Here is a 19,557-nt window from a genome sequence, read left to right on the forward strand (position 1 = left end):
AACTCCTGCAGCCATCAATAGATGCCAGAGAGGAGAAGGTCTTTAAGCCTGATGTGGAACTGACTGACAATGGCTATGAATCCGATGCAAATCATCAGGCCCTGCAGGAAAAAGGCGTTGACCTCATAGCACCTCCCACCGGAAAGCCGCCTGAAGGCTTTAGAGTCATGGACTTTGAACTTAGCAGACATGCCTTTCAAGAGGATCAGGAACGAATCAATCTTTTCAAACAACGGGCCGGAGGTGAAGCCGGCTTTTCCCAACTCAAGGTTAATCTTGGCCTGAGAAGGTTGAGATGTCGGGGATCCGTGAAATCAAAGTTTAAAATTATCATGGCGGTCACGTCCTTAAACATTAAAAGAGCTTTCAACTGGATGGAAGGTGGCAGTAGTGGGTCCAGAAGTCGAAAAAAGAAAGATTTTAAAGCGGATACAGGGATACTTTTGTTTTTTTATAGCTATTCCGTTCATATCTTCGTAAAACTTTGACCGTCTCGGGCCTGCGTCAGAAAATGTTTAGGTAATCATCGAAAAAAGTCGTAACACGAATTATTGGCTTTATTCTTGATTGGGCAAAAAAGCGACTTTTTGCGTTTGCAGGAGTCTGGAGAACCAGAGAAACTCCTTCAAAAATTTCTTCAGAAGTGTTTAACAGGGGGCAAGAGGGGTCAGGGGTCAATAAAAACAGAGGATTATAAGTTTAATTTATTGCCATATTGCTCATAATCCGATTTTTGCAGGCGCATCAATTATTCCGGATCTTAAAAAAGGAGCGAGTTATCTTTATCAGGTTATCTATTTCTTTGAAAAGAAAATCTTTATTATTACTTCTTCCAACGACGTTTAAAGCCCTTATCGCTGCAAAAAAAGTAGCATTGTAATATAACTTCTGTTCGTCTATATTTTTTGCCAATGCGTAATTTTTAATCATTTGATGCAAGAAAGGTAAAAATTCTTTGTTAAGAATAGATTCTCGAATAAAATGATGAAAATCGTATCCGATAGGATATTTCATGCAAAGTCCAAAATCTAATATTTTAATTTTTGAGATATTGCCGTTTTCATACATTTTAAAATACATGTTATCAAAGGTCAGGTCGCCATGGCAGGCAACATACGGATAATTTGTTAATATAAAAGATTCATACTCTACGAATTTACATAGTTTTTTCAAAATATCTTTAGACTCAAAACAGGATACTTTATCAAATAGCAACTTTATTCTGTATACAATATTGTTAATATTAAATTTTTTTGAACAAATTTCAGGTATACTACTTAAATAATCTTCAAACATTATTATTGCGTCAGATATCTTTACTGCATTATGTTTGTTAAACTTAGGAACGTTGCCTATATTTTTTAAGTATTCCATATAGACAATACTTATGTATTCATGCTCAATATATCCATACAAACGTGGAACTATATCCTCTGTCGAAATATTGTTTTTGTAAATATGTCGTAAAACAATCTTTTCGTTTAGCACTGAAGTGACTTTTTCTATTATTTTATAACTTCTAGCTTCATGAAACCATACTCCATGATTTGATAATCCTTTATCGCAATTTAATGTTTTTATTTCATTGTACTTTATTTTTTTATTTGAAATATATGATAATACATTGACAGTACTAATTTTTATATCGCTATAATTATTTATTGCGCAATACATTTTATCTTTATTCTTTAATAAATTGTTATTATTACATAAATTGATAAATTTTATAATTAGACTGCTTGCTATAGTCGTTGTTCTACAAACATTCATAAACATCGACAACTGATGTTCAGCTTGTAAACGCTCATTGTTAATTAGTGCCCATTCTGTAAGCTCCAACATTAAAACAGGATCATGGGACTTTTTTGCAATTATTTTATGAATCTGAATTTCTATCGCTTTAAAGTCATTCCATAGCTGAGCTTCAATTTTATTATTTTTATACAGCTTGTATTTTAGAATTGCTTTGGATAATTGTATCAATGAGATGCTTGGACTCAAATCTTCATCATTTTTTTCAACTACCTCCTGCCATCTTTTGATAGCTTCTGGCCAGTTTTCACGATGCGTGGCAATCTCAGCGTATTCCTTTTTCAATTGGATGTTATGGGGATGCATGTTTAAACCTGACTTAACGCTCTCTTCGGCAATATCAAGTAATCCATAAAGCCGCCCTGCTCTACCCAGTTCCAGATAAGCTTCTACCGGTGATTTACCTGAACAGATATGTAGTATCTCTTGCCATATCTCTGTGGATTTACCCCATAGTTCAGCGCACTTAGCACGCTCAGCAAAAAATCTTAGCCGTAACAAAACAATAAACTTTACCGGGCTTGCTGAATGGAAAATAAATTTTTTGTAATATTTTATAACAGCAAATAAAGAAAAGCCAAGACACATTATAGATGAAGTAATTTTATTTTTAATCATTTAATTTTTTCGTTGCTTAATAATATCAACAAATTCATATGTTAACATTTCATATAATAGATATACCATCACGATCATAGCTTTATTGTTATAATGGTAGATATTCTACACTATAATATTTATGATACGACTGTAAAAAGTCTTATTTCTAGTTGCACTAGTCAGTAGTCTGTAAAATTAAATAGTTAGACCATCCATATTTACCACTTTCAGTAAATATTTGACTTTTTGCAGGTGCATCAATCCAGGCATTTATTTTTCATAATACATACACCAACTTAATTTTCTTATAAAATATTTTAAATCATGGACGAATGGTAAACTATCATGCCATATTTATGCAAACATCTTATTGGGAACACATAACTGTTTAGGATTTCGCCAAAATAAAATATTATAAAAAACAGCCACCATATCAGCATTAATGACTAAAACTAGTATACATGCTTTCTAATTCTATTTTGATAAATAAAAAAACAACTTCTCCATCTTCATTTGACAAATCTCGAAAAATCATTTTTTATACGTCGAAATCATGAGGTTCTATTACCACTCTGAACACATTTGTGATGCCCAAGAACTTACCCTCCCTTGCCTCCGGCAAGCAAATACGCAAACGACAAGGCAGAACAGGAAGAAAAAAAAGGACATAAAAGAAGACAAAAAAATTTTTTTCTCTTTTCTCTTTTATAAGAAGATACAAGGATAAGATATAAACAATTTCAAACCGGCACAATTAAGACATGTTCAGGTTGGCGCTCACACCATGGACAGTTCGGTGATTAAGTCCGACTTCCTGAATTCATAGAGCATTTCCTTGACGATATTGTTCAAGGACTTGATGGTATACTGAAGTAATGCGGTCGGCCACACGGCCAATTTCCAAGTCCTGGATTCTGCTCCTGTTGTCCGGCCTGAGGCCCTGACCTATCACTTCGGTAACGTTTCGAGCCAGTTCCATGGGATCATAACTACAAATCCGACACATATCCATCCCTGCAAGCCTCTCCTCTGCGTCTCCTACCCGTACAGAGACGACAGGTAGATTACATGCCAAAGCCTCCTTGAGAATATTGGGCGACCCTTCCATAATAGAAGTCATTAGCAGGCAAGAACATGCGCTCAGATAAACTGGAATTTCCTGATGTGGAATATTCTTCAAATGAATCATGGAGATGTCCTGTATTTCAAGAGAAACAAGCTTGAAAACTTCCCTGGCCAGGGCGTAGTTTTTTCTTGGATTGTCAGGATTACCTCCAAAGAGAATAAGAGTTTTGTGCGGATCTAAATTAAGGAGACTTTGAGCCTTGAGCCTATCCATGGGATAAAATTTTCCGAAATCCACTCCATTGGGGATGACATGAAGATTTGAATGGGAGATAAACTTTTTCATTTGTTCTGATTTGACAATAACGGCGTCCCATCTTGAAGCCAATAGCCTGATGATCATCCGGTTTATAAAATTAATTGTCCTGTCAGCCAAGCTTTTGCCCACTCTTCCATAAACATCAGTACCCATGAGACTGACTACCAATGGTCTAATTTTACTTATTCCGCAGGTTAACCCAGCATATGAATAGTGGGCATGGACAATGTCCACTCTATTTTCCTTTAAATAGTCACGTAGAAGTCTGGATTTTTTAATGTAATTATACTTACTTCTGAATGATTCGATACTAAATGAGGTAATATCGAGGCCAGCCTCTCTAAGAGACTCCATCTGACGATCAATAAAAGGCATTGTGTAGTTACTAATGCAGTCTGATTCAAAATATGAGGCTACAAAAAGAACTTTAGGTTTCATGTGGTTTCTGCCTTCTCATATAAATGCTAAAATGGGCAATCCCAAGAAAGACTCCGAACAGGATCATGGCCCGCATATCTCTAAAAGGCATGGTAGCGAGAGTCATGATGAGTAGTCCTGTACCAGTACCTGCTATAACGCTTTCCTTGACTGAAGCAACGAAGTCTCCAGAATTAACGGTCCACAAATAAGTAACCACGAAAAGAGAAAATGCACTCAGCCCCAAAATACCGCTTTCCACCAGGGCAGCCAGAAATTCATTGTGCGGGTATGTGCCGATGATCTGCCTTGCTGAATCCAATCCCATGCCTGCCCATAGGGACTCGAAGGGCGAAGACAGGTAGGCATGCATCAGGACGTTAATAATATATATCCTTCCGGAAAAAAGTGATGTCATGCTGGCGTTACCTGAAAAGTCTATGTGGTCCATTGGAGCTTGCAAAAACACCCAGATATCGCTGAGCCTATGGAAAATTTCTCCACCGGCAAAATAAATCCCCACAATCATTACGAGGGGCATGAAACTTATGGCCAGGAGTTTTTTAGATAAATCCAATCTTTTAATACTGTACAGATAGGTTATTATGAGAAATATCATTAGAGCAATCAGGGTTGTGCGATATCCACAGGCATAAACCGCAAAGATACCGTAACCGGTTGAAAGCATGAAAAATAGCCTGTAAAATAACTTATCTGACTGAACTGCAAGATACAGGGAACAGGATGTAAACCCCAGCAAATAATAGCTGATCATATTTTGATGCTGATACCCTCCAAAGTATCCTATATGGCCTGCGCTGGTAATGACGTAGTCATTAGTGATTATAGCCATGAACTGAATGAAAACTGCGGGAAGCAGTGACAGCCATAACACCCGAATTAGACTGTCCAAGGTGTTGGTCTTAAGAATATGAAAAACGAATCCTGCCAGTAATATCATGTAGATCCATTTAGTCGTGTTTTCCAAAATAGGCCTCCAGTCATTGCTGATGATGCCTGAGACCATAAAGGACAGAATAACCAGGAGTACTGGAATTGCCGCAGGAATGGACCTTACTTGGGTATCTCTGTGAAAAAAAAGATACATAGACAAGTAGGCAACAACAAATATAGAGTATATCTGCATGACTGAAAAACCAGCATATATATCCGAATATGTAACATATGGAATACTGTCCAAGATGGACCTGGAAAAAATATGCAGTCCAAAAAAGAACAATGGAAAATTCCAGGTACAAGCAAGTATAAGCAAGACAAGTATGCCAGTAATCGAGACAAAATGCAATAATTCCATTAAAGTTATTCCTTATAGTGCTCTGCAATGAAAATATTAATGATGACAGAAATATAAAATGAATACATAACTAGATTTAAAAAATTATTTTTTTGTATCTGCATCATAGCGGTTTTCATCAATGACCTTAACATTAGCTTCTTATTATAATGCACCTGAAAATATATAAATGCATAACACCAGTTAAACTAAATGTCATCAAATATTTTGTCTTTATGTATACTTTTTGCTGCAAGCAGTCTTTTTTCACTCGCTTCGAATGAATTAATTTATTTTCTTAAACTTACACATCTCATGCCTAAGGAGCTTCTGATAGAGGCCTGATTTCAGAACCTGTATCCAAACCAACATTTTGCCATTCTTCCCAGGTATAAGCCTGGACTTGCTTGCCCATAAGCCAAGTGCTGACATTGCCCAGAAAATAAATATTATCCCGCAAGTTTACATGTGTATGGGCATCAGGATCAGCAGCTCCTCCCTCCCGGATGAACATATGCAGGTCTTCAAATATAAAGTTATTTCTTTCAAAGAGCATGGGGCCATTAATTTGCCACAGGGTTAGCATGGTTGAGTCGAACACTCCATCAAAAAGGTTTTCTCGGAAAATTACATTATATCCAATATGGTAATCATAAAGGCCTGAGTTTTCGAAGTAGTTTTTGTAAAAGACGATGCTGTTGTCTGCCACAGAACGACCAGGCATCTTGATCCTCTGGTTGTTGATAAATCTATTTTTCTCAATGTGGATAGTCTTGTTTACGTAGTTATTATCCTGCCACCTCCTGTGGGAAGTATCAAAGGCCGCATCCAATTCCTGCCAGTTTTCAAACAGATTGTTGTATATCAGGCTGTTGCCTCCCGAATGAATTAGTATTCCATCATGCTTGAGTCTCTGTGGGTTGGACAGGTTGTCGCGGATATGACAATTGGTGATCTGCAGCCACTCAAGCTCTCTGGGATTGGGTGAGGAAATGGATGCAAGTCCCACCCCCCCGCGGCTTTCATCGCCGTTTTCAATTCTGATTCCTCCTCCGGTACGTATGATACCATTCCCATAGTCATAACCCGAGATTTCCACGTTATCTATGATCACCTCAGCATTACCCTCCATGCGGACATGATGTCTTTCAACAGACCCATGAAAAGAACTATCTCTCAAAATCACTTTGCCGCAGTCTTCAATAAACAATGTATGGGAAGCCAGGTAATCTTGATCAGCCTGTAGCAGGTGTACATTCTCCACCACAACCTCCTCACAGTTGCGGATATGTATATAGGTAGTGCCGTATTTGTCCGGACCGGAGTCCCAAGATATAGCTGCCCTGATATCTTTCAGATCTACACTCTGTTCATCTTGAATTACGATCCTGGTATCATGACCATTAACCACGGGCCATTCAGAAGGATTGCCGTAGCCAAGATCCCTGATTAAACCAGGCTCTGCTTCTGCCCATGCTGGATCAAAATAATGACCGTAAATTTCTGGAGGGAAGAATTCATCATTTTCATAAGTCTCTTCCTCTGGAAACTCTGCTGCAGCCCCTCCAAATCCCACGGACCACCAGGCCAGGTCGATGCTGTCCCCAGCCCGGCGCAGATACACCTCCAGACCGGCCCCACCGGAAGCAATGCCGGCTTCCTGGTCAGTCCATTCCAGCATCCAGTTTTCAGGCTCATTGTCTCCATGCAGCCATGCCCTGGATCTGATTGTATAAGAATCTTGATCCATGCGACCCCGCACCCATATCCAATCCCCAACAGTATCTCCGGACAGGTTATGATTTTCCTCTCCAGCATTAATTATGTTGCCTTGCAACACACGGCGACCTCTTATTTCATCAGAATTATTGCGCAACCCCGCAGCATAAGTATTAAGCTCTGCCTCACCGCTCATGCGCATACAGCCAAGAAGCTCTGTATATTCTGGATCGCTGCGCCGGAAAAGATAGAGAAATTCAATTTGATCCTGATCTCTCTGAAATTCTGTCCAATAAAGCCAGCGAACACCACCATGAAAATAAGGGGAGCTTAACTCAGTGGTGAATTGCATGACTTTATTGCCGACTGGTGTAGAAACTTCCGCAATACCCGTATCACCTCCGAAATCACTGGATCCGGGAAGACGCTGAATAAATACATCTCCAACCGGATTATAGCCTGTCTCATAGCTATTGGGATCAAATACAAATACTTCACCTTCGGGCTCCGGTTCCGGGATTTCCTCAAAAATCCCTGTCACGCTCATGTCCGTATCCATGACCAGCACAACAGAAGGCTCGGTTCCAGAATAGTCGCCGCTCCAGCTTACAAATTCCCAGCCATCGGCAGCCACAGCTTGTAGCTCCACACTCTCCCCGGATTCGAACTGATCACGTTCAGGAGATAGACTTACAGAGCCCTGGCCTTCCACTGAAATGTCAAGAGTGTAATGCTCTGTGGGCTCCGGTAACTCCTCAATATCCTCAGGACCAGGAGCAACTTCACCCCTGCTTCCCATCGACAGCCAGGCCAATTCAACGCTCTCTCCTGCCTGGCGTATATATACCTCCATACCAACCCCGCCTTTCTCTATGGCTTCATCTTGGTCAGTCCATTCCAGCATCCAGTTTTCAGGCTCATTGTCTCCATGCAGCCATGCCCTGGATCTGATTGTATAAGAATCTTGATCCATGCGACCCCGCACCCATATCCAATCCCCAACAGTATCTCCGGACAGGTTATGATTTTCCTCTCCAGCATTAATTATGTTGCCTTGCAACACACGGCGACCTCTTATTTCATCAGAATTATTGCGCAACCCCGCAGCATAAGTATTAAGCTCTGCCTCACCGCTCATGCGCATACAGCCAAGAAGCTCTGTATATTCTGGATCGCTGCGCCGGAAAAGATAGAGAAATTCAATTTGATCCTGATCTCTCTGAAATTCTGTCCAATAAAGCCAGCGAACACCACCATGAAAATAAGGGGAGCTTAACTCAGTGGTGAATTGCATGACTTTATTGCCGACTGGTGTAGAAACTTCCGCAATACCCGTATCACCTCCGAAATCACTGGATCCGGGAAGACGCTGAATAAATACATCTCCAACCGGATTATAGCCTGTCTCATAGGCATTGGGGTCAAATACAAATACTTCACCTTCAGGCTCCGGTTCCGGAATTTCCTCAAAGACGCCTGTCACGCTTGTGTCGGTGTCCATGACCAGCACCAAAGAAGTATCTGTGCCGGAAGCATCGCCACTCCAGCCCACAAATTCCCAACCATCGGCAGCAACAGCTTCTAGCTCTACACTCTCACCGGACTCGTATTCCGACAAATCAGGTGTACGGATTATGCTCCCCTCCCCCTCAACTGAAATGCTCAGAGTATACAATCTTTCAAACAAGGCAGAAATATTCTTATCTTCGTCAACAACCAGGGTCACAGGAGTTTCACTCCCGGACAGATCACCCTGCCACTGCACAAAATACCACCCATCACCGGCATGCACTGACAACTCCACCATTGATCCATCCATATACTCGGTCTGGTCCGGGTTCACCTTTACTTGCCCCTCACCGGTTACGGAAACACTAATCTCCCACATATCCGGTTCAGGCGGCTGCTCCGGAACGGAAGGATCCAATTCTGCCAGTTCATGAGGGTATTCCGGAAATTCTTCATCATCAGGATAATACTCAACTGCCCCGATATCCGGCCCCATACCCCAGGGGCGTTCACGTCCGTAAAAATCGGACAGCACCGCCTGCAGTTCCAGGGAACCTGCATCAATAATCAGCGCGTCATGAGGGGGAACAAAGGCAAAGTCATGTTCCTCCGGCCAGATGGAAGCCGAAACAACTGAGTTCTGGTCCAATCCCGACTGATCCTGAAAAGAAGAAAGGGAAAAAGAAAATACAGGAAAACCTATTTCATCGATCCAGATATTGGCTATTTCCTGGGAAGCTCTGGCATAGGCGTTATAGTCAGAGGTATTCCCCTCATCCAGAAAGTCTGGAATATACAGCCCCAGATCCACAATCAGGCTGTCGCTGAAAAGGTTGTTCTGAATATGATTATTTTGGAAAAGCGGGCTATCACCCATGGAATCCATGGCGGTAAAGGCATACTCATTTGCATGGAACGTATTGAATAGAACGTGGGTATTGCTGGTGGAGTCCAGGCCAGCTGCATAAAAATTTTCATTAAAAATATTATTTTTGACAATAATACTGTCTGTTTCCTCGGCATATACTCCCAGTATATTGTCCTGAAAAAAAGACTTTTCCAGGACAATATCCTTGCTTTGGCTGTCCATGGAAACGCCGAACATGTGGTTGCGCCAGGCCAGGTTGTTTTCGATGGTCAGCCCGCTGCATCCGTCGGTAATATTAATCCCCCCGGGCTTGAGTGAGAAATCGAAGTTCCTGGTATTGTTATAACTCTGCTCATTGCCGCTCATCAGGATCTGCCGTTCTTCCCCCTGGTCTTCATGTCCCCTGAGTACCAAGCCGGCATAACCGTTGAGGAGAAAGGTGTTGCCCGACAGAAGATGGTCCCGGCCGGAAAGGGATAGACCGGACATATCCGCCATAAGGAAAAAGTTGTCTTCCAGCTTCCAGCCTGTTCCACTGATATTGAGCATGGAGACTTCTTCACCAGAGGTGCCGGTATTGGAATGGGCGAACACCAGTCCTTCAAGATTGATATAATCCAGGCTGTTGGGGGCCAGGAGAAAATCCCGCACCGATGCCTCCATTACATAGTTCTCTGGAGATGATCCGTCAGGCAGCCATACGTACAAAGAGCCCATGTCTTCATCATACCAGAAGGAACCGGGATACATATCTGAAAAATCACTGCCCACCACCGGCAGGGCTGTATCTCCATCCACTTCCAGGTAATGGTAAAGACTTCCAGGACCTATCTGCTGCAGGCCCAGTCCGTCTACAAAAACCTGCTGGCTGTTGATTTCCCAGCCGTGCCTGACCCAGGTCTCATCAAAGGCATGCTCCCAGCCCACAACGACATCAGATCCCAGCACAAAAGCTGCTTCCGGCACACCTGCCCTGACTGTCACCGGAAAATCCTCGCTCTCGCCGCCCTGTGAAAACAGCATGCTTTCCCGGTAAGTGCCCGGCTCCAGGACAACGGTATCTCCGGCTGTGACCCGGCTGAGGGCTTCACCAAGGGTCAGCAGGGGCTCCTCGGCACTTCCCGGGTTGATGTCGCTGGCCAAAGGATCATTGCTGCTGACATAATAAACATTGCCGCAATGTCCTACATGCCAGTTGAAACATATAAGGGAAAACAGGAGGACTACCGAGAATATTGCAGTACGCCGGAAGTATCTGATCATTTTTTTGCCGCCTGAAAATCGTGGTATCAGTGGAATTTGATTTTGTTCAGATCAGGAAAAGAGCCAAGGACCCTGGCATCCAGGCATCTGGAGGCCTGCCTGACGCTGTAAAGCCTTGGCCTGCGGTACTGCGCTAGACACATGAAAGACAAAACAATCACTGTGGACACTCCCAGAGTCCACAGGGCAGGACCAGCACGTTCCCGGGAATAAAGCACCCTGCTCGTGGACACCTGCATGGGGGCCTCGACATACACTTTGCCCAAAGCGCTTCTGCCTCCCAAAGGCTCTCCTGTTTCCAAGGTCAGCTGTACCAGTGATCTTTCAGCAGCTCTTCGGGCACCGGCCATCAGCCTCTGGGAATAAAAATTGATTAGAGCCGCTCCCAGATCCCTGTCCGGACCATGATACTCCAGGGATAGAGTGTGACCGTCTTTCATGGTCAAAGACAGATTTTCGTATATCGCCCTCTGCACAAATACGGCAAAAGTGGAGGGTAGCCACTCGGACCATTCAGGACGATGAGCAGCCTCAGTAATGAGTAGATGGTTGCGAAGATCCATCAGGGCCAGGGTGTCGGTGAACAGAATCTCCGGGCGCTGCACCAGGCTTTCCAGGCGGACCGTTTCCAGTGGATTCTGCCCCAACACAAACATGGCCCCTTCTTCAACGGCCAGGTCCTGGGTCATATGATACCTGTGGGGAATAAAGGCCTGGACCACCAGGAAAATAAATGGAGGTAAAAGAATCAGGGCCAGGTATTTTTTTCTCTGCATTATGGCATGAACGAGTATGCGCAAATGAAAAAGCATGACAGACTCCTTAAAACAAGAAGGTTGCAAAAATTGTGGCAATGAAGCTTGAAAAATCAAACCCTGCCGGCCAGGGGATTCTGGTAATCATTCATGAGCACTCCGGTAAGTCCGATGTCATGCTCTCTGAACATGGCCACAGATTTTTTGGCTATACTTCTGGGCGTGACCCCCGCCAAGTACACCAGCAAGGTGCCTATGGCACTTTGACCCAGGCGCAATGGATCCAGCATGAATCTGTTCTCCGGAAAAAGCGGACCAGTATCAACTATTACATTCTGATATTGCTCACGGGCCTTTTTTAGAATATCCACGCACAATTCCTGGCCATCAGGGAAACGATCGTTTTTTTCTGTCCTGGGAGCAGGCAACAAATCCAGTTCTTTGTAGTCCGTTTTCTGGACCAGATTCATGGGATTGCTGGACCCCTGCAGTTTCTGATAATCAAAGTCCTGATCCCTGCCAAAATGTCTGTGCAGAACTGGAGAGCGCCAGTTGAAATCAACAAGAAGCACCCTGGACGAAGAGTTTGACGCCATTTGAACCGCCACCCCGGATGCAACCAGGCTTTTTCCTTCACCAGCTAGAGAACTGGTAACAACAAAATGCCCCGGGAACATAGGATCTGCTCCCTGAGTCAAAGCGGGGACTATTCTTTTCAATTCAGTCAATTGCATTATTTTTTCAAGCATATCCACTCCTGTTGAATGCTAAACATTTTCAAAGCAAAGAAAATTTTTAATATCAATTACAACCCCAAAAATAATATGCAAAGAATATGCTTGAAAAAAAGCCAAATGCCTGCTAATAAAGATGTACAATACTGGCAGGTTGCATCCAAAAATATACAACCAATAAACAAATTTAGTCCGAAAGAAGCAGGCAATTTGTCCAGAAAATTAAGACTTTTTTCAGGCAAAAATCATGTACATATGAATATCAAACCTCTTACTCTTGCATTCTCTTTCTCATGCTTTGCTCTGCGCTGCAGAAACCGCTTCGGCCCGGTCGTGATACATAAAAAGGCCCTGCAAAAAACCAGAGTTCTTTGCAGGGCTTAGACTACACTCAGGGGGCATTCATAGTATAAAACTGAAGAATTCAGGGTTGCTCATCCTTTTTAAATCTTCTGAAAAATACCAGTCCTGCCAGCCCGCTGAACAAAAGCACCACCGAAGCAGGCAAGGGAACTGAAGCGAACTGAGCGCTTTCACTTCCATCAAAGTCCTGGACAAAAAGGCCGATGATCAGATCATTGTTTCTGATCAAAGAAAAAACATCCTCGTAATTGCCATCACTTAGAGCAAAAGCAATCTGGTCTCCGGCTGCAACCCTGTAGGCTGGACTGCTGAACCCGAAGGACCTGTCCGGAGTAACCGGAGGTGAGTAGAGACCGGGTAAAAAGCCTGGAGTTGCAGGATTTTTAAAGCCATCAACATCAGCTACCTTGATATCGCCAAGACCATAAAAATAAAAATGAGAAAGCAGTGAACCTTCTTTATTGTTTGTAATCGTAAGCGTTAAGTCCTCACTAAGCACCCCCTGATAATACGGCGATGCCCCTCCAGAAACACCCAGCTGATAAAAATTGATTTTGCCCGCATGCACAGCAAGAGGAAAAAGAAAAACACAAAAGATTCCCAAAACCCAACCGGTCGTGACTTTTTTCAATATTGACACCATAAAAAACACCTCCTGTTAAAAATAATTAATCAAAAAAATCAACTATCTGCTTTTATAAACTTTTCACCCGCATTATCCTGAGCATTTTAAACATGAAGACTGCTTCACCACTTAGCCAGATGGTAACCATTCAGGGGAGCAGATACCGGCCAGGGGGACAGTCCCCTGTCCTAATGCCATGAGTCACCACCGAGGACCCCTTGAATGGTTACGCCTGCAGGATCGGCTCTATTTGGTCACTGGGGAATAAGTCTCTGCAAGTTTGGTGAACTGGGCAGACCCTGTTAGACTTACTCCTGAGACCATGTCACAAAAAACAAGAAACTTAGACAGGATTAACAGGATTGACCCCAGTTGAATGGAAGAGATTCAACGGGGCAAGCAGGATAAGCAATCAGCGGCCCCGGTGAAATCAGCTGCGCTGTCCTTCGGAATTTCACAGGGCAAGCCGGAAGCCGCAGATTGCATTAACCATCCAGCACTCACTTTCTTCTTCATGAGTGCCGGAAAAAAGTGAGTGCTGGATTGATAACCTTTTGGCCTGGCTTCCGGCTTGTCCTGTTGAATAGCTCGAAGAGCTAGCCCGCAGGGCATTCAACCGGGGCCAGGACAAAATGATTTTTCTCTTAATCAATCTCTTAATCCTGTTAATCCTGTCAAATAGCTCTTTTCTTTATTGGGTTGCGGGCAAAGCCCGCTTTAGACAAGAAACGTGGGGAACAGCTTTTATACCTTCAGAATTGTATCAGCAAGTTACATGCCCTGATCATCCATCTTGGCACTAACTTGATAACCATAAGGATTTAATAAGAAAAAAGGGATGGAGTTAAATCAGCTGAAAAAGAGATTTGCTGGCAAATCTGAAAAATACGTACCAGGACTCAAGATTATCCGATTTTAGAAGAAACATGCCTGATTCAACACTGAGAGGCGTGGCGGGCAAATGCAAAAAAAGCAAATAGATATAAAACCATTTAAAAACTGAAGCCTGTTGCTTGAACTTTTTGCATTTGAATCAAACAGCTTACGCAGCAGTTCACAGTATCATTAGATGATGCGCCTGCAAAAAGTCAGGCAATTAACCCTACAACGCATTAGAAAAAATATACACAGCAGTGTCAGCTGCCTGATCCAGATTCCTTGCATGTTATCGTGTCTTTAACGGTGTTTTCATTTTTTTTAACAAATCCCACTTAGATCCCGCCATAAGCTTTGCCAGAACAAACGCATTATTTCCATAAGTCAATCCGTTTCTGGGGACAGCAAGGGGGTTATCTTTATGAGAAAATCTCTTCTTTTCAGTGGAAAAGGCGATTTTTATGCCTGCCTTGCTCAGAATGTCCATCTCTCTCTGTCCAAAGTCGGCTCCTGGCCTGCCGTTGGGGTAGGCAAAGTATCTGACTTCAGAGCTCAATAAATCAGCCAGCTCGGTTATTGATCCCAGGATTTCCTGCTCTGCGGTCTGGTCATTCTCGTTGCTCAAAATAGGATGGTTCTGGGTATGTGCACCAATAGCGACCAGGCCGGAGTTCTGAACTTCTCTTAGATGTTCAGTGCTCATGTTTGTAGCTGGCTTTGGGGGAGTGCCTGTCTCCTGGCGATATTCTTCAATGATGTCCCATATCATATCAAGAGGCAAAGATTTGAAAATGGCTTCATTGGCTATATCCTGACTTATGTTCAGGTTTTTTGTTCTTTTGCGAGCAATTGCCACCAGCTTATGCTCGTCATACCCCCGGATTTCCTGAAACCAAAAATTTCCACCCTCCCTGATTGCCTTGGGAGAAACATAAATTGAAGCTGAAACATTGTGTTTTTTCAGAAGTGGGATGGCGTTGCGATAAAAAGTAGCGTCCCCGTCGTCAAAAGTGAGATGGCAGGTGTTTTTTAATGGATGGCTTCCAAAGTAAAACCGCTCAAGTTCATGTATTGGGATTACATGATAACATTTCTTGAGCAAACTAAGGACACTGTCCATCCACTCTGGATCATGGATAGCATGAAAATTTATTACGGTGTTTGGTAGAAACTTCATAATTGAGTTTAGTGTTTGTCAGCCAGGCAAATCTGCCAGTTATTAATGACCCTGATATCTGAGCCATTGATCAGAAAGTCCTTATCCTCTGGTTCAGGTCTGGTGGGCCTGACTAAAATCTGACTTCTGTCACGCGTCCTGCCACGCGCTTCGTGTGGTTGGCGTGGTTCGCGTGACAAAAATGACTTTTTGCAGTCACATCTCACGCTCATTACGCTCTGCCCAACAGCCTTCTGAAAAATCCTGTTCTCGGCACGGGGTGCACGTGAACATCATCCTCGTGCTGCTCATGGCTTGAAGCCGGAAAATAATTCTCCCCGGTTTCTGCCGTGTCCGTTTTTGCTTCTTGGGTTATGGAACCGGCAATTTCCCTGTGCTCGCCGGACATTTTCCTGGACTTCAACCTGTAATGGGAAAACTTCATGAGCAACTTGTCGCTTTTCTTACGTTCATGACTTAAAAGTTCCGTGAGCTTCTGCACAACTCCGTCCTTACCTTCATCAAGTCTGGCCTGCATTTCGCTTAATTGCCAGTTGAGCTGGACCGCAATTTCAGCTACCCGGCTCTCCAGGGAAAATATCCTGTTCATAGCTTCCTGAGAACCTTTCGCATTTCCGGATCCATTTCCAGATACAGCCTCCGGATCCACCCACACCGCACCATCACGGACAACTCCCTCCTCTTCCCTGTCTTCAATGGTCTGCTTCATTAAATGCTGGTCCACTGTGGGCACTTCATCAGCGTAAGCATAAACCAGGGCCGCATCACAGAGGATATTTATAGTCCTGGGAATGCCTTTACTTTTGGCATGCACCAGGTCCATGGCTTCCGAAGTGAAAATGTCATCTCTGAGGCTGCCTGCGCTTCTAAGCCGGTGCCGGATATATTCTTTGGTTTCATCAGCGCTTAAGGGCGAAAGGTGATAGCTCACAGCTATCCTCTGGGCCAGCTGGGCCAGCCTGGGGTCCCGGATGCGCATGCGCAGTTCGGGCTGGCCTATGAGCATGATCTGCAGCAGGCTGTCCCTGTCGGTCTGCAAGTTGGAGAGCATGCGCACCTCTTCCAGGGCCTCCAGGCTCAGGTTCTGGGCCTCGTCGATTATCAGAAGAGGCCTTTTGCCCCTGGAATAACTGTGAATGAGAAAACTGTTCAGCTTGTCCATATTGGCGGACTTATCCGAGCCGGCTGGCTCCACCTCGAACTCTCTCAGGACATATTTGACCAGGTCTTCGGCTGCAAAATTGGTATTAAACAAAACCGCCACTTCTATTTTGGCATTCAAATCAGCAAGCATATGCCTCACCAGGGTAGTTTTGCCTATGCCTATTTCTCCGGTGAGCAGGATAAATCCGATGTTCTCGCTTAATCCGTACTGCAGGTAGGTTATGGCCATACGGTGCTTGGAGCTTGGGTACAAATAGGCCGGATTGGGAATTATATTGAAGGGCTTTTCCAGAAAGCCGAAAAAAGAGGCATACATATTTATATCCTTGGGTTAAGCAGCTTTATTCAACAACACGCCCACAATATTCACCCCTCGATCCGTCAGGGTCTGCACCGCCCGCTCCACATCATGCCCTGGAGTCCTGCCGGCCTCCACCACCAGCAGAACAGCATCCACATAAGAGGTAAAGACCAGGGTATCCGGCATATCCAGGACATGGGGGCAGTCATAGATGACGTACCTGTCCGGGTACCTGGCCTTGAGTTCCTCAACAAGAGACTTCATTTTGGGTGAGCTAAGAAAATTCTTTTCATTTGAAGTTCTTTTGCCCGAAGGCAGCACTACCACCTTTTCCATGCCCGGGGAAAACAGCAGGTCACTTATACTGGAACCGTTGACCAGGTAATCGGACAAACCGGGCCTGTCCTCGTCCAGGCCGAAATAAGTACACACCTTGGGATTCCTGAAATTGGCCCCCACCAGCAGGGCAGTCTGCTGCATCTCCCTGGCAATGGACAGGGCCAGATTAATGGCGGTGGTTGTCTTGCCTTCACCTGTATAGGCACTGCTTACCATCAGACTATTCCAGCCCTTTTCCCTGGTTCTTTGCAGCACCTGGGTGCAGAAGTAGTCATAGCTGTCACGAAAGCCCGGCTTTCTTAGATGTGTTAAAATGCGCTGTTTTTCCAAGATCTTTTCCACGGGGGGAAGCACCCTGGTCTTGTGGTACTTGAACTTGATGTCCTTGTCCGTATGTTCAGCCACAGGTCGCAAAGCGGACAACAAGTCCCTTTTTTCCTGCTGGCTGGATGCTTTTTCATAGGCCCTGGCCAGTTTGTTCTGCACTGGTTTTTCAGATTCCAGCACAAAAGAAGAGCTGATGCTTTCCCTGTCATGCCTGGCCTTGTTCAGGGCCTTGTCAAGTTTGCTCATTTCATTCTCCCAAAAATGCACAATTATTTAATTCAATCCAACTCTGCCCTGCAGATTCAACCAGAAAACATCCAGAGGTTCGTAATAAAAGTGAATCAGAAAAAGCACCAGGGCTACTCCCAGCATGATGCCAAGCACTACTGCCAGTCGCATGATCCGGGTTGTCCAGACGTCTTTTCTGGTCCTCAAGTATGGAATGGAGCCCAGTACTGGAATGCCTGACACCCTGGCCAGGGTTCTGCCGTCACGCACTGAGGAATCAAAGTACTCGGCCAGTGCTGTTGTGCCCACGCTTAAGCCTGAAGCAAAAACAAACCCCAGCAGGACAATGGCCTTGCGGTTGGGTTTAACCGGTGTTTCCGAGGCCCGGGGAGGCTCGATCACGGTAAGCTTTTCCGCCATCTGCCCCTCTTCCAGTTCCCTGGCTTCAATGGCCGCCTGAAGCCTGGACATGTTTTCAGTGAAGGCCTTCTGTGCACTGTCATAATCTCTTTGCAGGGCCTTGAATCTCTGCTCCACCTGGGGAGAGTTTTCTATGCGGCGCTGGTACATGGCATAAGTGCGCTCCAGATCCCTGATCTTGTCCCTGGTGCTTTCTATGTCCAGCTGGGTAGATGTGATCTGGGTCTGGAGATTTATAAAGGCCGGATTTTCGGGCTCAAGATCCTCAACCCTGGTAACCAGATGGCGCTGCCCGCTCAAATCCTGTATCCGGGCTTCAAGGATATCTATCTCCCTGGACAGCCTGATTACGTCCGGGTGTTGCCGGGAATACCTTTCCTGCAGCAGGGAGAGTTCGTTCTGCTTGCTTTCCAGATGAATGATGAGATCCCTCAGGCTATGCCTGGACTGAGTTTCCTGATCCAGGCTGTTCATCTGGTTTCTGAGCCTGACCAGATCCGGATGATTGTCCGCCTTGACCGCCTTCAGGGCCAGGTACTGGTTGTTTAAAAATCGCAGCTCTTCTTCTAAGCTCATGGCCCGGCCATTGCCCCCCCGGAATCTTACCGGTTCAACCAGGGCCAGCTGGCCCTGAAGGTTGACCAGGCGGTTCATTAGGTTATGAATATCCCTTTGCCTATTGTCTATTTCACTTCTGGTCCTCTCCAGCATCTGCATGTTGAACTGCATCAGTTCAGGAAGTGAGTGCAGATTTTCCTCCTTGAACCGGGCGATATCAGCTTCACTGGCATCAATCTCCCGGCGCAGTTCTTCCAGTTGCTGCCGAAAGAAGGTCACCGTCCCTTCAGCCCTTTCTTCCCTGGTCCGCAGATTCTGCTCAAGATAAAGAGAGACCAGGGCGTTGGCCACCTGAGCCGTCGACTGCGGGTCGTTGCCTTCATAAGAAAGGTTGAAGGCAATTGTGGCTCTGCCCTGCCTGGGATTGGCCGCCTGGGCATAGATGGGCTCCATCAGTATATCCCGGCGCATTCTGGCTACTACTTGTTCAGTGGTATTCCTTTCCGCCATTTCCGGATATAAACCGAAGCTACCGATAATTTCCTCCAGGTTCTGCCTGCTTAGAACAACCTGGCTCAGGGTCTGCAGGCGCTCTTCTATATATCCGGTAACCGTGGTCCTGATCAGTTCTTCAGGAATGTTCTGGGCCTCCACCAGTATGGTGGCCTGGGATCTGTACACCGAGGGAAGCATAACCGCCACTGCGGTTGAAGCTGCGAACAAAAGAACAAAAGGAACCACCAGGTACCATTTTCTTCTTTTTAAGAGATCCCGGTAATAATTGATGTCATTGGTATTGGTTTCCATTTTTTTTCCAGTTCAAT

Annotated in this window: 13 protein-coding genes; 2 read left to right on the plus strand and 11 right to left on the minus strand. The window is 44.6% G+C overall.

Features of this window, described 5'->3' with window-relative positions; all coding sequences use genetic code 11:
• The first annotated feature begins 5 nt into the window (after window positions 1–5).
• Window positions 6–488: a transposase gene (locus tag DTHIO_RS22830; RefSeq protein ID WP_353740050.1), complete on the plus strand. Its 483-nt coding sequence runs from the start codon at window positions 6–8 to the stop codon at window positions 486–488.
• Window positions 489–744: 256 nt separating this feature from the next.
• Here the strand turns inward: DTHIO_RS22830 and DTHIO_RS00720 are convergent, their stop codons facing one another.
• The 7 genes from DTHIO_RS00720 to DTHIO_RS00755 form a co-directional block, all read right to left on the minus strand.
• Window positions 745–2,430 (minus strand): protein kinase family protein, encoded by a 1,686-nt coding sequence (locus DTHIO_RS00720; protein ID WP_040417314.1) that lies wholly within the window; start codon window positions 2,428–2,430, stop codon window positions 745–747.
• A gap of 802 nt (window positions 2,431–3,232) precedes the next feature.
• Window positions 3,233–4,234, minus strand: a complete 1,002-nt coding sequence (locus tag DTHIO_RS00725; protein ID WP_008868445.1) for a glycosyltransferase — start codon at window positions 4,232–4,234, stop codon at window positions 3,233–3,235.
• Complete coding sequence (locus DTHIO_RS00730) at window positions 4,224–5,414, minus strand: O-antigen ligase family protein (protein WP_161598606.1); 1,191 nt, start codon at window positions 5,412–5,414, stop codon at window positions 4,224–4,226. The genes DTHIO_RS00725 and DTHIO_RS00730 overlap by 11 nt, the downstream gene beginning before the upstream one ends.
• 412 nt (window positions 5,415–5,826) lie before the next feature.
• Window positions 5,827–10,866, minus strand: a complete 5,040-nt coding sequence (locus tag DTHIO_RS00735) for an InlB B-repeat-containing protein (protein ID WP_008868448.1) — start codon at window positions 10,864–10,866, stop codon at window positions 5,827–5,829.
• A gap of 26 nt (window positions 10,867–10,892) precedes the next feature.
• Window positions 10,893–11,678, minus strand: a complete 786-nt coding sequence (locus DTHIO_RS00740; RefSeq protein ID WP_008868449.1) for a hypothetical protein — start codon at window positions 11,676–11,678, stop codon at window positions 10,893–10,895.
• 56 nt (window positions 11,679–11,734) lie between these two features.
• Window positions 11,735–12,370, minus strand: coding sequence for a P-loop NTPase family protein (locus DTHIO_RS00745; RefSeq protein WP_008868450.1), 636 nt, complete (start codon window positions 12,368–12,370; stop codon window positions 11,735–11,737).
• Between the two features lie 409 nt (window positions 12,371–12,779).
• The gene (locus tag DTHIO_RS00755; RefSeq protein ID WP_161598607.1) at window positions 12,780–13,358 is read right to left on the minus strand and encodes a VPLPA-CTERM sorting domain-containing protein; all 579 of its coding nucleotides are present in this window, start codon (window positions 13,356–13,358) and stop codon (window positions 12,780–12,782) included.
• Window positions 13,359–13,719: 361 nt separating this feature from the next.
• Here DTHIO_RS00755 and DTHIO_RS21280 point away from each other — a divergent pair, with 361 nt between their 5' ends.
• On the plus strand, window positions 13,720–13,878 hold the full coding sequence (locus DTHIO_RS21280; protein ID WP_153305052.1) for a hypothetical protein: 159 nt from the start codon (window positions 13,720–13,722) through the stop codon (window positions 13,876–13,878).
• A gap of 630 nt (window positions 13,879–14,508) precedes the next feature.
• On the opposite strand, the gene DTHIO_RS00760 is transcribed toward DTHIO_RS21280, so the two are convergent.
• From DTHIO_RS00760 to DTHIO_RS00775, 4 genes are all read right to left on the minus strand, one after another.
• Window positions 14,509–15,396 carry a polysaccharide deacetylase family protein gene (locus tag DTHIO_RS00760; protein ID WP_008868453.1) on the minus strand — a complete coding sequence of 296 codons (888 nt, stop codon included), beginning with the start codon at window positions 15,394–15,396 and terminating at the stop codon, window positions 14,509–14,511.
• 211 nt (window positions 15,397–15,607) lie between these two features.
• Entirely contained in the window at window positions 15,608–16,876 is a 1,269-nt protein-coding gene (locus DTHIO_RS00765; protein ID WP_008868455.1) for an XrtA/PEP-CTERM system-associated ATPase, read from the minus strand.
• A gap of 15 nt (window positions 16,877–16,891) precedes the next feature.
• Window positions 16,892–17,773 carry a CpsD/CapB family tyrosine-protein kinase gene (locus DTHIO_RS00770; protein WP_008868456.1) on the minus strand — a complete coding sequence of 294 codons (882 nt, stop codon included), beginning with the start codon at window positions 17,771–17,773 and terminating at the stop codon, window positions 16,892–16,894.
• 27 nt (window positions 17,774–17,800) lie between these two features.
• Entirely contained in the window at window positions 17,801–19,540 is a 1,740-nt protein-coding gene (locus DTHIO_RS00775) for a GumC family protein (protein ID WP_008868457.1), read from the minus strand.
• Between the last annotated feature and the right edge of the window lie 17 nt (window positions 19,541–19,557).

Origin of the sequence: Desulfonatronospira thiodismutans ASO3-1 (genome assembly GCF_000174435.1) — a bacterium.
Taxonomy (GTDB): domain Bacteria; phylum Desulfobacterota; class Desulfovibrionia; order Desulfovibrionales; family Desulfonatronovibrionaceae; genus Desulfonatronospira; species Desulfonatronospira thiodismutans.

Coding starts and splice junctions, on each gene's coding strand:
- DTHIO_RS00720 (WP_040417314.1), bottom strand. CDS start 2,430: ATGATTAAAAATAAAATTACTTCATCTATAATGTGTCTTGGCTTTTCT.
- DTHIO_RS00735 (WP_008868448.1), bottom strand. CDS start 10,866: ATGATCAGATACTTCCGGCGTACTGCAATATTCTCGGTAGTCCTCCTG.
- DTHIO_RS00770 (WP_008868456.1), bottom strand. CDS start 17,773: ATGAGCAAACTTGACAAGGCCCTGAACAAGGCCAGGCATGACAGGGAA.
- DTHIO_RS00775 (WP_008868457.1), bottom strand. CDS start 19,540: ATGGAAACCAATACCAATGACATCAATTATTACCGGGATCTCTTAAAA.
- DTHIO_RS00725 (WP_008868445.1), bottom strand. CDS start 4,234: ATGAAACCTAAAGTTCTTTTTGTAGCCTCATATTTTGAATCAGACTGC.
- DTHIO_RS00745 (WP_008868450.1), bottom strand. CDS start 12,370: ATGCTTGAAAAAATAATGCAATTGACTGAATTGAAAAGAATAGTCCCC.
- DTHIO_RS21280 (WP_153305052.1), top strand. CDS start 13,720: ATGGAAGAGATTCAACGGGGCAAGCAGGATAAGCAATCAGCGGCCCCG.
- DTHIO_RS00740 (WP_008868449.1), bottom strand. CDS start 11,678: ATGCTTTTTCATTTGCGCATACTCGTTCATGCCATAATGCAGAGAAAA.
- DTHIO_RS00760 (WP_008868453.1), bottom strand. CDS start 15,396: ATGAAGTTTCTACCAAACACCGTAATAAATTTTCATGCTATCCATGAT.
- DTHIO_RS00765 (WP_008868455.1), bottom strand. CDS start 16,876: ATGTATGCCTCTTTTTTCGGCTTTCTGGAAAAGCCCTTCAATATAATT.